The organism is Waterburya sp. (genome assembly GCF_058530065.1).
Window position 1 is genome coordinate 1 of the sequence record NZ_JBZNBU010000367.1, and the last position, 14,885, is coordinate 14,885.

At 37.5% G+C, this 14,885-nt stretch carries 14 protein-coding genes and 1 pseudogene; 7 read left to right on the forward strand and 8 right to left on the reverse strand.

What is annotated here, in order from left to right; genetic code table 11:
* Positions 1-477: 477 nt before the first annotated feature.
* The 4 genes and pseudogenes from AC33VI_RS22075 to grxD form a co-directional block, all read left to right on the forward strand.
* Positions 478-762, forward strand: a pseudogene (locus AC33VI_RS22075) (30S ribosomal protein S6--L-glutamate ligase); the annotation flags it as partial.
* Positions 763-919: 157 nt separating this feature from the next.
* Complete coding sequence (locus tag AC33VI_RS22080; protein WP_491784418.1) at positions 920-1,612, forward strand: tetratricopeptide repeat protein; 693 nt, start codon at positions 920-922, stop codon at positions 1,610-1,612.
* 86 nt (positions 1,613-1,698) lie between these two features.
* Entirely contained in the window at positions 1,699-1,950 is a 252-nt protein-coding gene (locus AC33VI_RS22085; protein ID WP_491784419.1) for a BolA family protein, read from the forward strand.
* A gap of 78 nt (positions 1,951-2,028) precedes the next feature.
* On the forward strand, positions 2,029-2,352 hold the full coding sequence (gene grxD, locus AC33VI_RS22090; RefSeq protein WP_491784420.1) for a Grx4 family monothiol glutaredoxin: 324 nt from the start codon (positions 2,029-2,031) through the stop codon (positions 2,350-2,352).
* Positions 2,353-2,808: 456 nt separating this feature from the next.
* Here grxD and aspS read toward each other — a convergent pair whose 3' ends face one another.
* Complete coding sequence (gene aspS, locus AC33VI_RS22095; RefSeq protein WP_491784421.1) at positions 2,809-4,599, reverse strand: aspartate--tRNA ligase; 1,791 nt, start codon at positions 4,597-4,599, stop codon at positions 2,809-2,811.
* 250 nt (positions 4,600-4,849) lie between these two features.
* Here aspS and AC33VI_RS22100 point away from each other — a divergent pair, with 250 nt between their 5' ends.
* Positions 4,850-5,470 (forward strand): YdcF family protein, encoded by a 621-nt coding sequence (locus tag AC33VI_RS22100; protein ID WP_491784422.1) that lies wholly within the window; start codon positions 4,850-4,852, stop codon positions 5,468-5,470.
* 43 nt (positions 5,471-5,513) lie between these two features.
* Here AC33VI_RS22100 and AC33VI_RS22105 read toward each other — a convergent pair whose 3' ends face one another.
* Genes AC33VI_RS22105 through AC33VI_RS22135 form a run of 7 tightly spaced genes read right to left on the reverse strand, consistent with a single transcriptional unit; the run spans position 5,514 to position 13,287 of the window.
* Positions 5,514-6,263 carry a sulfotransferase domain-containing protein gene (locus AC33VI_RS22105; RefSeq protein WP_491784423.1) on the reverse strand — a complete coding sequence of 250 codons (750 nt, stop codon included), beginning with the start codon at positions 6,261-6,263 and terminating at the stop codon, positions 5,514-5,516.
* 14 nt (positions 6,264-6,277) lie between these two features.
* A complete protein-coding gene (locus AC33VI_RS22110; RefSeq protein ID WP_491784424.1) occupies positions 6,278-7,609 on the reverse strand; it encodes an EpsG family protein in 1,332 nt (443 codons plus the stop codon).
* Between the two features lie 44 nt (positions 7,610-7,653).
* Positions 7,654-8,613, reverse strand: a complete 960-nt coding sequence (locus tag AC33VI_RS22115) for a glycosyltransferase family 2 protein (RefSeq protein ID WP_491784425.1) — start codon at positions 8,611-8,613, stop codon at positions 7,654-7,656.
* 20 nt (positions 8,614-8,633) lie between these two features.
* Positions 8,634-9,884 (reverse strand): glycosyltransferase, encoded by a 1,251-nt coding sequence (locus tag AC33VI_RS22120; protein ID WP_491784426.1) that lies wholly within the window; start codon positions 9,882-9,884, stop codon positions 8,634-8,636.
* A gap of 15 nt (positions 9,885-9,899) precedes the next feature.
* Positions 9,900-10,673 carry a class I SAM-dependent methyltransferase gene (locus AC33VI_RS22125; protein WP_491784427.1) on the reverse strand — a complete coding sequence of 258 codons (774 nt, stop codon included), beginning with the start codon at positions 10,671-10,673 and terminating at the stop codon, positions 9,900-9,902.
* A 57-nt stretch (positions 10,674-10,730) separates the two neighbouring features.
* On the reverse strand, positions 10,731-11,723 hold the full coding sequence (locus AC33VI_RS22130; protein WP_491784431.1) for a sulfotransferase family protein: 993 nt from the start codon (positions 11,721-11,723) through the stop codon (positions 10,731-10,733).
* A gap of 37 nt (positions 11,724-11,760) precedes the next feature.
* On the reverse strand, positions 11,761-13,287 hold the full coding sequence (locus AC33VI_RS22135; RefSeq protein WP_491784428.1) for a lipopolysaccharide biosynthesis protein: 1,527 nt from the start codon (positions 13,285-13,287) through the stop codon (positions 11,761-11,763).
* A gap of 150 nt (positions 13,288-13,437) precedes the next feature.
* On the opposite strand from AC33VI_RS22135, the gene AC33VI_RS22140 reads away from it, so the two are divergent.
* A complete protein-coding gene (locus tag AC33VI_RS22140; protein ID WP_491784429.1) occupies positions 13,438-14,430 on the forward strand; it encodes a hypothetical protein in 993 nt (330 codons plus the stop codon).
* Between the two features lie 89 nt (positions 14,431-14,519).
* On the forward strand, positions 14,520-14,642 hold the full coding sequence (locus AC33VI_RS22145) for a hypothetical protein (protein ID WP_491784430.1): 123 nt from the start codon (positions 14,520-14,522) through the stop codon (positions 14,640-14,642).
* Positions 14,643-14,885: the final 243 nt, after the last annotated feature.

The following is a 14,885-nucleotide window of genomic DNA, read 5'->3' on the forward strand; positions in this document are numbered from 1 at the left end:
CTATCCTGTATGAGTACCAACAATTTGGTACATTACAGTTCGTGGGACTCCAAAGGCATCGGTGACTTGCAGTTGCTTGATGCCTTTTTCTTATACAATAGTATTTTCTTATGATGTAATTCTACAAAAAGTAACTAGGGAAATCATCAGTATATTAACCCAATTATCTTTAAGTACTCAGCCATTTGGCTTATCGCTCCACTTAAATATTTTTTGTAATTTAAAAGAATTAGCTGAGTGTAATTTAAAGATAAAATTAGCTTGCCAACCATACCCCGCTACGTCAAATACCTCGGCTCATCTTCTAATTAATTAAGCTTATCTCCTCGATCTAAACTTATCTAAATTAATTGAGAAATTGTTAATATTTTTTTCTGTAAAGTCATTGCCAACGAGAAAATAAATAATAGCTTAGAGCAAACATATAGCCGTCTATTTAAGATGAAAATAGCAATTCTTTCCCAAAATCCCAATCTTTCTAATCTCCATCGCGGGGGAAACGCTAACAGAATTGCTTTATCTCCAGAAGAGACAGATACTTCAATTAGGGCAGCAAAAGCTATGGGATTAAAAATAGCGGGAGTAGATTTATTACAATCCGATCGCGGACCGGTAGTCATGGAAGTTAATTCTTCTCCAGGTTTGGAAGGAATTGAAAAAACTACAGGAGTCAATGTAGCGGGCAAAATTATTGAATTTGTAGCTCAAAATGCCACCAATGGAAATAATGAGGATCGTTGTTCCAACTTTAGTGTTTATTGACCTGACAGCATTAATTAGGTATCAATCCTAAATAGAAGAAATAGCTGCTATTTTTTCCTCCACTAAACTACCTATCTTACTATTTGGGTGATAAGATACCCGAAGCTTAATAGTTTTGTTTCCTAACATAACAAAACAAATCAACAAAATATAGCTTATGCCCAGACTAAATATTATTAACTCTACGGTTCGTTATTTTTTATTTCTGAGTTTATTTCTATTCAGCTTTGCGATCGCTTCGACAAATGCTCAAGAAACTACCGAGCCAGAAACTGCTACAGAAGATAGCAGCAATAGTAATGGTACGACCGAAACTCCCCCTGTAAGTATTTTTAGTATTGAAGGGGGCGATCGCTTGATGGAAGAAGCAGATGAAGCGGTTGATAATCAACAATACGATGTTGCTGCCCAAAAGCTACAAAGTGCTAGGCAAGTATACAACCAATTATCTAATTTCTATCTGCAACTATTTAATAGTTTGACTGGCTTAGATAATGCAGCTGCCGAATCTAATCGCCAAAAAGCTTTAGATACGGGTATCAAAAGAGATGAAGCTACCTATCAACTAGCCCTAGTTCATCGAGCACAACAAAAACCAGAATTATCCGTTCCTTTATTCGTACAAATTATTACTTCTCAAAGCCCTGGTAGTGGTTTGGGCAAAAAAGCCTACGAACAACTATTGGAAATTGGTTTTGTTGATGTTCCTTTTACACCTCCTGGAAGGGGTAATAATCCTCCTGTAAATTTGCCTCCCGCGTCAGACCCAAATCCTGATAATTCAGAACCAGAAATAGTAGAACCCCAACCCCCTGCTAGTGCAGATCCTGAAAATATTCCCCAGCCATAAAAAAAATTTCTTTTCCAAGGGAAGAGAATTTAAGTCACAATAATAATTCATCCATCAGTAACTTTTATTCAAGTTAAATACCAATCGTGATTAGTCCCGAACAAGTACAAACAATCATCCAAGAACGTCTGTCCAATGCCGAAGTAAAAGTGGTTGGTGACGGAGAACATTTTGAAGCAATTATCGTTTCCTCCGATTTTGCTGGTAAAAATAAAGTTAAACAACACCAAATGGTTTATGGTGTTTTGCAAGAAGAGTTGGCATCGGAGACGATTCACGCTCTATCTCTCAAAACTTTTACTCCCGAAGCTTGGGAAGCGACAGGTCAAACAGTTTGAGCATCGAACATTTGATGTTTAGTAGAATTTAGATCGATAGATACCTCGTCAATTTAAGAATTTTAGGTCAAAAAAATTATGACACCCGAAGTAAAAGCAAAAATCGATAAATTAGTCACTGAAAACAAAATCATGGTTTTCATGAAAGGTTCTAAATTAATGCCTCAATGCGGTTTCTCTAACAATGTGGTACAAATCCTTAATACTCTTGGCGTGCCTTATGAAACCCTAGACATTTTGGCAGATCCTGAAATACGTCAGGGTATCAAAGAATATTCTAATTGGCCGACAATTCCTCAAATTTATATCAACGGTGAGTTTGTGGGCGGTTCTGATATTGCGATCGAACTATATCAAAGTGGCGAATTACAACAAATGGTAGAAGTAGCCCTAGCTTCTTAAAAACAGTTAGATAAATTTCTAGAGTTTGACTTCATCTCAAGGTGGGCATTACCCGCCTTTTTTTTGACCAAATTTATCAAGTATAGTCATTCTAAATAGAAACCAGACGAACAAATGCACTGTTTTGGTTTTATAGAGCCTATAGCCTAGAGCCTAGAGCCTATAGAAGAAAACTTAGACCACGAGGAAATTAATTAGAATGACTATAATACTAAATCCCGTACATACAACACTTAAAAGTTAGGGTAAGGCAGGAGGCAGACGAATAGTGCCGATCGATGGTTATTAAACAAGAACTAAATTATTAGTATTTTCTCGTTTCCCCAATCCCCTATTTCCCTAACTTCCTATTTCTCTTTATTTAACAAGAATGAAACAGTCATACCCTAATTTCAAGATACAAGGATACCGCTACGCATATGCTTTAGTGCAAGCAGTCAAGCGGGATAAAATCACCTAGTCATTCTTCGGTTTATAGGTAGAAACGATTTCTAATTCCTTAAGCTGTTTGGGATTGACCTCACTAGGAGCATCGGTAAGCAGACAACTAGCCTGTTGAGTTTTAGGGAAAGCAATTACATCCCGAATTGATTCTTCTTCCGCTAGCAACATCACCAAGCGATCTAAACCAAAAGCAATTCCACCGTGAGGGGGTGTGCCGTATTCAAAGGCTTCGAGAAGGAAACCGAATTTTTCGTTGGCTTCTGCTTCGGACAATCCGATCGCTTTAAATACTTCTTGTTGGAGGTCTTTTTGATAGATTCTCAGACTGCCCCCGCCGATTTCGATACCGTTGTAAATTACGTCATAGGCTTGCGCTCTAGCAGTAGTTAGATCTTCTCGATCTTCTGGATAGGGAGCGGTAAAGGGATGGTGCAGAGCTTCGTAACGTTTCTCATCAGCATTCCATTCAAACATGGGGAATTCTGTTACCCATAAGAGGTTAACTTTTGACTCATCAATTAAGTTCATATCTTGAGCGATATAGAGACGCAAGCGATCGAGAGATTTGTTAACTGTGGCAGTATCTCCCGCACCAAATAGTAATAGATCTCCTGGTTTTGCTCCCGTGCGGGTTAATAATTCTGTTTTTTGTTCTTCAGTGAGGTTGTCTTTAATCGCGCCGATAGTATCGATTTCGTTATTTTCTCTAACTCGTATAAAAGCAATACCTTTTGCCCCTGCGGTTACGGCTTCGTTAAAGATATCTCCTTTGGGTTTAATCCGCACGTTGGAAATAGCATCGTTACCGTTAGGAATGGGTAATACTTTTACTTGTCCGCCACTTTTTACTGCCCCTGAAAAGACTTTGAAGCCAGAATCTTTAACAATATCGGAAACGTCTACTAATTCTAGATCGAAGCGAGTATCGGGGCGATCTGTACCGTAGCGCGCCATTGCTTCCGCATAGGTAATGCGGGGTAGGGGTAAAGCAATGTCAACATTTTTAACTGTCTTAAAGATATGGGCGATCAATCTTTCGTTAAGTGTCATAATCTCATCGCTGGACATGAAACTCATTTCCATATCTAGTTGCGTAAATTCTGGCTGTCTGTCGGCACGCAAATCTTCATCGCGAAAACAACGGGCAATTTGATAATAGCGATCGCATCCCGATACCATTAATAATTGTTTGAATAGCTGGGGAGATTGGGGTAAAGCATACCATTTACTCAAACTTACTCTAGAAGGTACTAAGTAATCCCTCGCCCCTTCGGGAGTAGAGCGAGTGAGAATTGGAGTTTCAATTTCCATGAAATTTTCTTCATCTTCGAGAAATCTCCGCATTGCTTTAACTACTTGATGACGCAATTGCAAATTTTTCGCCATGCGATCGCGTCTTAGATCTAGATAGCGGTGTTTGAGGCGGAGTTTTTCTCCCACGTTTTCTGTATCTGCGGTAGAAACCTGGAAGGGGAGTTGTTTGCTAACGGCGTTAAGGACTTCTATCGATTCGGCATAAATTTCCACCTGTCCCGTAGGTAAGCGATCATTTAAAGATTCGGGCGGACGTTGGCTCACTTTTCCCACTGCTTTAATTACATATTCGCTGCGAAGAGATTCAGCTTCAGCATAAGATTCGAGGGTGCGTTGGGGATCGCTGACAATTTGCACTGTTCCCGTGCGATCGCGCAAATCAATAAAAATCACCCCGCCATGATCGCGACGACGATCGATCCAGCCATAGAGAGTAACGGTTTGGTCTATATGTTCGGCTCGCAATTCGCCACAGTAATTAGTTCTCATGCTAGGTAGCTAAATGAATATGATGTGAAATACAGCGTCTTTAAGAGTAACAAAATCTGTACCATTGTTGTTGACTCTTTTTAAATCTACCTAGAGACGTTTTAGATTAAGGGGTCTACAATCTTGTTAAAAATTATTAAAAAAAATGTGTCTGTGCAGTCACAATTGCCGCAAAATCTTTTTTTTATCTTTATAATTTACCAGCATCATCTGCTGCTATAAATTAAAGCTAGTTCAAGCTCTATTGCCTATGTTTTTTAGTTTCCAATCTAGAGATGAATTGAACCTAACCCTCGTCGCTCCTATTGGTAAAGTCAGACGCTTGATGTTGCTCGTGATTATTACCACATCTCTTTGTGTTGGATTTAAACCCCTCAAGAAGTCTGTCAGCACACAACCAGAAGCATTGTTGGTATTAGGTGGACATGAAGAAAGAGAGCGTTTTGCAGCCAAATTAGCCCGACAACATCCTCAGTTGCCCATTTGGATCTCTTCAGGAAGTCCCCAAGAATACGCCCAAAAAATCTTCGCTAAAGCAGGAATACAAAGCGATCGCTTGCATTTTGATTACCGCGCCAGCGACACTGTTACCAATTTTACAACCTTGGTAGATGAATTAAAAGCTCAAGGTATAGATAGCGTCTATCTAATTACTTCGGAAAATCATATGAAGAGAGCCAAAATCATCGGTGATATTGTTTTTGGTAGCAAAGGTATCGACTATAAACCCATTGCCGTACCTTCTAGAAATCCCCCCGAACCTATAGAAAAATGCTTGCGAGATGGAGCTAGATCGATTTTTTGGCTGATTACTGGGCATACTGGCGCAATTATAGTTCAATACACTAATAAAGGATTGAAGTTTTTCTAGTGAATTAGAAGTAGGGTGGGCAATGCCCACACTACATTACTTCTTATTCTTCATATCCCAACTGCTTCATCACTTTACCTGCTTGCTGTTGGAAGTATTCTAAATCTGTAGGAGAGAAATGATTTTGCCAGTCGCCGACGATACCTTTGCGAAAAAAGGATTTGCGATCTTCTTCCCCTTCTTTGCGTTTGGCTAGCTGTTTAAAATCAAAAATATGTAGGGCGCGATCGATAATTTCTGGCTCGATTTGAAGATTCAGCCGAGCGAATAATTCCGCAAGAGTTTGATGGGGGTTGGTTTTGAGATCTTCGTAGCGAATAATTACTGTGGGTTTTCTCGCTAACCAAACAGAGATATGAGTTAGCCATTCATCAGTATATTGTCTGAGGAAAGAAGAAAAATCTTGTGGGAGAAATTTATCTTGAGAATTGACGCTAAATAGTTGTCGTGCTTGAAATAAAAATCTTTTGACTGGGGACAAGTTCAGGGGATTAAAATAGGTCTTTTGAAAAAAGTAGTAGGAAACCATTACATCTCGTCCATCTCTAACTAAATAAATAACTAGATCTTTAGGGGAGATTTCGGGTAGATTTTGACGGTGGGTTTTTAAGATTTGCCCTACTCGATCTTGATAGCTAGTATGTTCTAAACCTCCTTTCACATAGCGACGTTGATATTCATTGGTAGGATGAATTCCTGGCGCATCGAGATCGTCATATTCTGCATTGAGACAATATGCTAGAAGAAAACAAAGCCACGTATTACCTGATTTGGGATAGCCAACTACATACATAAAGACATCAAAAATTAGATAGATTGAAAGAAATAGACAATATAGTCGTATAGGGACATAGCTAGCGGTTGACCGTCAAAGAAAGACCATCCTGTAGTATCGATCATTGTCACTTGAATTGTCAAAAAATTAAAAGTATTGGATGCTGCGGAAAACATGGTCAGTAAGGCTATGATGCCAAAGGGTTTTAGTTTGCTGTCTTGATTTAAACCGATATAAAATAACAAGCCATAGAAGGCTAAGAAAATAAAAGCTATTCTCTGATTAAATCCCGTTACCATAATAAAAGTGATTTGGAATACGGAAAGAATGTATATTAAGTCAAAAGAAAGTAATTTTGGCGTTAGTTTTTTATATCCTTTTACTACTACAAAAAAACCAATACAAGCGATCGCGATCGCTCTAAAAATAGTCAAAGAAAATAAAGCAACATCTCTGCCATCATAGATGTCTACTCTGTCTTGTATGGAAGTACTTATATCTTTTTGAGGTAATAAATCTAACAAGGTACTTACATAGCCGTAGATAGCTTGGGGATTGTTATAAACTTGGAAGCCGAAATACAAGATAATGGCTAAGACAAAACCCAATAATATATATAAAAATAGTTTGTTGCTTTTATGATATTTGAGTTTAATTTTTCCTTTGATAGAAAATAATAGTTTGCTACCCGTACAAATAGCAATATATAAAGCAGTACTAAAATGGGAAAAAAGTGCTAATCCAGACCATAAAATAAAAACAAGCCAGCTTGATTCTAAATAGGATATTGCCAATAGCATAAAGACAATCGCTAAAAATTGTCTCATATAAAATACGTGGGAATAATAGAAGAAAGTAGAGAAGACGATAATTAATAAACTAGGATAATATTTTGGTGATATTCTTTTACTGATGATAAAAGTGACCAGGCTATTAACAATCAGTGAGAATAAGAATAAACATAAATATTCCGAACCATCAGTCAGTAAATGAATGACATATAATACGGCAAAAAAAACTGGCTCAAAACGATCTCTCACATATTGGTTATCTAGTATTCCTTTAGTATCGATAATTTTATAAACATCTAAATAGTTCCGTGTATCGGCAAAAACTTCAATCGATGAGGCATAGAGACTAATCGATAGAACGACCAAAATTAAAATTAAATTTGTTAGAGAAACTAGTTTGGGCTTTTTGGCTCTGGGAGTAATTAAATATAGTTGAATTGATAATAAGAGGGGAAATATCCCCATAATTGGCGTTGCCACCCATAAGGCAAAACCAAAAAATAGTATGGGTAACCTCAGTTCGTATAAACTGTGGATATTTTGTATTTTTTCAAATGTTCTATCGATTAGCATTAATTAGTTATTAGTTATTAGTTATTAGTCTTTTTGTATATCGATCAAAGGTTTTTGCTGAGTTTTATTGTGGCTATTAGTGTTTTTAAATAGTTTTGATATTGTTTGGGTATAGTTTGTTGAAGCATTAAAAATAACCAAAAAAATGGGGAGATAATCCCTTTAAACAATCCGCGATTGAGTAACTTTTTTGCTTCAGCGATACGAGACGGATCTTTGAGCATTTTGGGGGCTACTTCTTTTAGGAGAAAACCTAAATAAGCTAGCTCGGAAATGCGCTCGCGATATCCTTCAATCCAAGCTTGAGAAATTCGATAATTATCGATCCGAGAAACGCGATCGCCTCTGGATTCGTTGTACCAAATTGTTAATATTTGCGGAACAAAAATAAACTCGGCTTGGTTTAAATCTAATCTCAATACGAAATCTAAATCTTGATGTTTGGCTAAATTAATCTGAAACAGATTAGCCACAGCTAAAGAGCGAGATACTAATAAAGTGCTGGTAAGCATCTCTCCACTATGCAACCACAAATAATCTGCTACAGTTTCTGTGGGCTTTTTTCCCCTAGGAGGTAAGACGGAAGGTTGATAGAAGACAGTGCTATATTTTTGAAACTTGCTATAACAAACCACATTATTGCTATGGTTATTTCTTTCCCCCATAAGCGACTGAATTGCTTTTAATTGAAGTTCTAGCTTATTAGGCAGCCAGACATCATCAGAATCGAGAAAGGCAATATATTCTCCTTGAGCCATTTTAATGCCTGTATTTCGGGCAGCAGAGCCTCCTAGATTGCTAGTGTGACGGTGATAGCGGAGGCGGGAATCTTGAATTGTTGCGATCGCCCCAGCAATATCTTCTTGAGAACAATCATCGATCGCAATTATCTCTAAATTTTGATAGGACTGTTTTAATACCGAGTCGATCGCCCTAACTAATAAATCACCGCGATTATAAATAGGAATTACGACACTAACTAAAGGTTGTTTGGATACAGTCATTTGTTATTAGTTATTAGTTATTAGTTATTAGTCACCCCGTCGCGCAAGCGGTTATAGGTTTCCCTCAAGCGATCGTTAAGGCGATCGATCTTAAATTCTTGCATAACTTTTTCTCTCCCTGCTGCTCCCATTTTTTCTCTCAAACTGTTATCTTGAATTAAAGTAGCCAATCTTCTGGTCAAATCTTCAATATTTTTCTCCGATACTAAATATCCCGTAACACCATCATCAACCAATTCGGGAATGCCACTGTGATAGGTACTAACTACAGGAATGCCTTGCGCCATTGCTTCCATTAAAGATACGGGAATTCCTTCACAATCTCCCGTGCTACTGGTAATACTAGGAGCAAGAATCATATCGGCGCGATCGATAATAGCTTTAACTTCTTGTCGCTCTTTCCAGCCAAGTAACTTAACGCGATCGCCAATTCCCAAACGATCTATTTCTGCTTGTAGCTGTTTTCTCAATACCCCATCGCCAATAATTTGATATTGCAAGTTTAATTGGGGTTGCTTCTCTAATAATTTAGCGATCGCCCTTATGCCATAACTCAAGCCTTTTTTTTCTACCAAACGAGCAATGCTCACAATTAAAATCTCTTCCGAAGCAGACTTAGAAGCAGGAAGAAACTTTGTACCATCGATGCCCATGTGATGCACCATAATTTTAGCGGGAGGGCAACCCAAAGCAATTAGTTTTTGCCCCCAATGTTGGCTGATTGGTTGTAATAAATCTGCTTGTTCAAATAAGTGGTTATAAATATCTTCGCCGTGTATTTGCAGGTAGCGAGACATATCATTACCGTGAAAAGTAACAACTATTTTGCCGTCAATTACTCCCAAGTCTTTTAATAAAATTGCTTTTAAACCATTTCTGCCGTAATGACAGTGGATAATATCGTAGGGTTGCTGGTTTAATAAAGGTACGGTTAAATAAAAAGGCTTTAAAAAATCCGCTAAATCGCCATAACCTCGCTTTTTCTTGACTGTAAGGGCATTTAAAATGGCTTTAGGTGCTTTAAAAAAATTTAAACTAAATAAAATTAATCCCTGCAAACAACGCAAAACAATATTTCTAGGGATAGGAGTATAGTAAGTACGTTCTAGAAGTTGATATTCTTTTACCTCTGGATGAACTTGACTTAAATTTCCCTGGCGATCGCAATATATATCCACTTCACAACCGCGATCGATTAATCCTGTAATCTGATTCAAAATAAATGTTTCAGATAAACTAGGAAACTGATCGACAAAAAAAGCAATTCGCATTTTAATTAACTGGGATTATTTCTGTTTTTGAGGATCGGTAACATATTTTGCTTTTAAAATAGGCATCATTAAACGATATTTTACAGCTTTCAGTTTGCGTTTAATTTTGCCCCAAGTTTTAGGACTGGGCATTAGCTGACAAGGACGTTTTTTACTAAATACGCAATGAATATATTGATTGCTTTTCCAGACATTTATATAAGTAAAATATTCTAGATCGAAGCCATACTTAAGAGCCAAGGGTAAAAAATCTTTAAGCTCAATTATTTCATCAATAATTTGTAATTCTTCAGGCTCATTTTCTCGCAAATATACCTGATATTCGGGGCTAGGATAAGTCAAAATCAACTTACCATTTTCTTTAGTTATCTGGCTAAAATTGCGAAATACTCCATCATAACTATCGGGGGGTAAATGTTCGATCGTATCTACCATAGTTACCAAATCTACCTTTCCCGTTAATTTATTAACGATCGCCTCAAAGTTTTCAACTATATCTACATTGAAAAATTCAATCTTATTCGAGTCGATTGTTTGACGAGCATAATTAATGTTATTTTCGCCCAAATCACAAGCTAAAATGTTTCCCTTATCTAATTTAGGAGCTATTTTTTCGGGAACAATACCAATACCGCAACCAATATCTAAAATTTGACTATCTGGCTTAACGTAGCGAGAAATCAACTCTACAGCGCGATCGATCCGAGGATTGCCATAAAGTTTATATTGCAGCATTCTGCTAGCAGTAAAATTATCATAAAATTCTTTAACTTTAGTCGAACTAGTCATTTTTTTAGTAGTTTTTTCAAGTAGGGGGACAAGCGATCGATAAATAATATTTAAAATCTAATTCAAATATTTATTCTTTAACTGATACATTAAAGGCTTAAAACTATTAACAACTTTTCGGCTTAATTGAGTCCAAGGAGCAATTTTAACTCCACTCAATTCATAGCCTAATTCTTGTAATAAATCCCCAGCAACACTCTCGAAGTCTGCTCGATCTGCCTGAGACATTTTATGTTTCCAAGCATAAGCACGGGAAGCATCTAAAGGTTTTTGATTTAAAGCAAATAAATTCAAATGTTCTGGTCGAAGTTGAGTATTGGCATCGCGATAATATTCCAACATTTGAGGAGTATATTCCAGCCCCAACCAATTACAAAGGTCTTTTAAAATAACTTCTGGCTGTTGTAATAATTGTTCGTAATAAACCTCATAATATCTAGCCGAACTATTATCCAAACTTTTCCCTGCCTTAATTCCCGCACTGACTTGTTCTCGCCAATAATGAGCAATAGTTAACATATGACCGTTAAGCCATCCCGCTTGACGAATACTCAAAGCTGCATCTCGACCATCTCTTATGACATGAATAAATTGAGCGTCGGGATATGCTTTTGCCAAAGCCTCTACATCTTGCACTTGGTGGGGGGTTTTATCTCCCCAACGAGATTTACCCTTCTTAACTGCTGCTGCTTGTAAAATAGCTCGCGATGCACCGTAAAAGTTAGTTGGTGCTGCTTCTGCCAAAGCAGTTTCTGCTTCCTCAACAGTAATATCTAAAGCTTGTAAGCTAAAAGTTTTTGCCGTTGCGCGATTAGTTTGCAAATCGCGAATAAAAAAGTATCTTTGGTAGGCTTGGGAAAAATCACCATATACCTCTTGGTTATCTTCTAGGGGAATTAAAAATTTGGTTTCAGGAGGAATATATAAGACGGAACTTTGATTGAGCATCAGGCGCAATAAAGTCGTACCAGAGCGATCGCAACCGATAATAAAGATCGGCGATGTTTTGATATTAATAGCTTGTGGCTGTTCTATTTGACTGTTAATCATAGGCACTTTTTTAGGTAGTGGGTAGTAGGTAGTAGGTTTACCGTTTTTGTTTCATTACTTTTAAAACCGCTACTATTTCCTGTAGAGTCTTCTTCCCCCCTGGCAAAATCAACCATAATATTAAGTAAAGTAAACCATATAATACACAATCAACCAATAAACTCAGGATTAGATTGTAGTTAGATGTGAAAACAAATTGATGGATTACTATTAAAATAGCTGCTGCCCCCAAAGAAGCGGAAGCTGGTTTAATAATGGTTTTAAGAAAGTCTCTAATTTTGAGATGAGTACCCCAATAGCAATATTTAAGACCAAAAATAATTAAGATTGGTTGGGATAAACCATAGGCACGAGCTACTCCCAATGCACCCCAATTAACGCTAATTAAGAAAATAATGCTGTTCGCGATCGCCATAATAGTACCGATGCGAAATTGGCGATCTGTGCGTCCTAAAGATTGATATACCCACCCCGTAGCTAAATTAAAAGTGCCGATAAAGGCAGCAGGCATTAAATACTTAAATAGGGGTACAGATCCCACCCATTGTTTGCCTAACATCAACAAAATCAGATCGTCAGCAGTGGCAAACATAAATGCTACAATAGGCATTCCTAAAGTAGTAACTAATAAGATTGCTTTGTAGTAATAGCGACTGTACTTTTCAGGCTCGGTTTGCAAGCTTGAAAGGGTAGGCAGTGCCACACTATGAATCGGCGTATTGATTTGTTGAATGGGTAGTAACAACAAACGATAGGCTTGAGCGTATAACCCCAATTGTCCCGAACCCCAACGACGACCGATTAAAATATTATCTAGATTGCGAGAAAAGTAGTTGACTAAGTTAAATCCAGTTAAATTGCCTCCATAAGCCAACATAGAAACAATTTCCGAATCCTTTTTAGGTAGTCCAGGTCGCCAACTACAAGCCAACCAAACACCAATAGCATTAGTCAAAGCCGTTGCCATTAACATAATGACTAATGCCCAATAGCTCGCTCCATAATAGGCAGAAATGACTGCCGCTCCCACTCCCATAGCCATAGCAACGATTTCAATTTTTGCCAAGCTAGTAAACTGCATCTGCCGTTTGAGCAATGCTTGGTGTTGCACTGTCAAACCGCCAAAAACAAAGTTAATTGCCAAAGCAATAGTAATACCTTGCAAACGAGGTTCGTTATAAAATAGGGCAACCGCAGGAGCTACAGCCACAACGATTAAACCTACCAAACAACTTACTGCTATATTGATCCAAAATAAGGTACTAATCTGATAGTGGTTAATTTTTCGACGTTGAATAGTGGCGGTCGATAGCCCCAAATCTTTGAATAATTCTACAAAACCAATTACAACTGTTGCCATGCCAATTAGTCCATAGTCTTCGGGTAATAGCAAGCGAGCTAAAACTACAGTAGAACCAAATTTGAGACCGAATTTACTAGCTTGAGCTGCAATAGTAATGATTCCGCCTCGCACAGATCGCTGTTTTAAATCTGCTTGTAAATGATCTGTATTGAAGTAGTCTAGTTCCTTAACTGGGGAAGAGACTTTTTTTTGGTTTGACACTAATTAGCCCTAAGCAATCTTGTTTAATTATTTAGTATTAAGTAATTAGGTTAAAATATCATGAATTGGTAAAAGATAAAATATATCGACATTACAGGTTTTTTGACATATTTTGTTGTAATCTTTTGCCAAGGAATTCAATGAACCGAGGTGAATAAGAAAAATATCTCAGCAAATTCTGCTCGACTTATCGACCGCACCACAGCCATCATTCGTCAAGCGAAAAAAAAACTATATGCGAATCAAAAATACTTGGGTTTGCCTATTGAATACAAACAACAGGCTGCTTCAGACTTAATTAGGGATTTGCTATCAAAACCAGAACCGTGCATGATTTCTCGCCTAGGATCTGTAGAACTGGAAATATTAGTTACCTATCTCAATATTCAAAGAAAGCCCAAATTTCTTCTGGAAAAACAAATTAGTTACTTTACCAAACAAACTCCTAAATATTGGTGGTCTGCTTTTCACAAACTATCCATGTCCAAAAATGCTGGTTTTTTTCCTGCAACAGAAGATAATTTGAATCGCTTTGCTAAATTGATGATGGAAGAAATCCAAAACATAGACGTTTTGGGTTCTTGGCGTAAAGACGAATTGGCAATCGCAGATCTGCTTTCCCAAGCAAAAATAACTAGTCTCGGACAACTGCAACCTTGGGAACACGAACGTCCTTGGTCTGAAATATTGGAAGGAAAAACCGTATTAGTCATTCATCCCTTTGATATTAGTATTAAAAATCAATACCAACGAAGAGAGCATTTATTTGAGGATCAAAGAGTTTTACCTGAATTTGAGTTAAAAACTCTTAAGGCGGTTCAATCAATCGCAGGAAATAAGACCCCTTTTGATAGTTGGTTTGCCGCACTGGATTGGATGTGCCAACAGGTCTCAGATACCGAATTTGATGTGGCAATTATTGGTGCGGGAGCTTATGGTTTGCCTTTAGCATCACATATTAAAAAAATAGGTAAAAAGTCCGTGCATTTGGGAGGAGCTACCCAACTAATGTTTGGTATTAAAGGCAAACGTTGGGAAGAACAAAACTACTTGCAAAAACTTGCCAATGAATATTGGGTCAGACCTCTACCTTCTGAAATGCCAAGTAATTTTCGATATGTCGAAGGAGGTTGCTACTGGTAAAAGTAGGAGATATTACTTGATATTAATTTACCTAAAATTATCCATTAGTTTGATATTGTTTCTAGCAAAGATAAGCCGACAAAGCACAAATGCCTAAGAGATTAATCTCCAACCTTATTAAGCCAGCACGAGAAATAAAAAAAGAAATTAAATCCCTAGCTTTTAAAATACAACACCGCGATCGCGAACAATTTACAGCCGTTTTCAGTTGAATAGCTCTCTGAGAAAATTTACTAGTTCGTAGTTTTTAGTTTTTAGTTCTTATACCAATTCTCAAAAGTGTCTGGAGACATCAAGACATTTATCTCTTTTAACCAAAAAACCACAACCTTTGTTTTCCCTACACCCTAACCCCTAACCTCTGCCACAACCGAAGTCTCTCGTTGTATTCGAGAATTGGTATTAGTTCTTAGTTTTTAAAGTTTAATTATGTGGTCTACCCATGTGAAAAGCGC

What these genes read in the sequence shown, in the direction of transcription:
- AC33VI_RS22145 (WP_491784430.1), top strand. Translation starts at nt 14,520, where the DNA reads ATGCCTAAGAGATTAATCTCCAACCTTATTAAGCCAGCACGAGAAATA.
- AC33VI_RS22080 (WP_491784418.1), top strand. Translation starts at nt 920, where the DNA reads ATGCCCAGACTAAATATTATTAACTCTACGGTTCGTTATTTTTTATTT.
- AC33VI_RS22125 (WP_491784427.1), bottom strand. Translation starts at nt 10,673, where the DNA reads ATGACTAGTTCGACTAAAGTTAAAGAATTTTATGATAATTTTACTGCT.
- grxD (WP_491784420.1), top strand. Translation starts at nt 2,029, where the DNA reads ATGACACCCGAAGTAAAAGCAAAAATCGATAAATTAGTCACTGAAAAC.
- AC33VI_RS22105 (WP_491784423.1), bottom strand. Translation starts at nt 6,263, where the DNA reads ATGTATGTAGTTGGCTATCCCAAATCAGGTAATACGTGGCTTTGTTTT.
- AC33VI_RS22130 (WP_491784431.1), bottom strand. Translation starts at nt 11,723, where the DNA reads ATGATTAACAGTCAAATAGAACAGCCACAAGCTATTAATATCAAAACA.
- AC33VI_RS22115 (WP_491784425.1), bottom strand. Translation starts at nt 8,613, where the DNA reads ATGACTGTATCCAAACAACCTTTAGTTAGTGTCGTAATTCCTATTTAT.
- AC33VI_RS22110 (WP_491784424.1), bottom strand. Translation starts at nt 7,609, where the DNA reads ATGCTAATCGATAGAACATTTGAAAAAATACAAAATATCCACAGTTTA.
- aspS (WP_491784421.1), bottom strand. Translation starts at nt 4,599, where the DNA reads ATGAGAACTAATTACTGTGGCGAATTGCGAGCCGAACATATAGACCAA.
- AC33VI_RS22100 (WP_491784422.1), top strand. Translation starts at nt 4,850, where the DNA reads ATGTTTTTTAGTTTCCAATCTAGAGATGAATTGAACCTAACCCTCGTC.
- AC33VI_RS22120 (WP_491784426.1), bottom strand. Translation starts at nt 9,884, where the DNA reads ATGCGAATTGCTTTTTTTGTCGATCAGTTTCCTAGTTTATCTGAAACA.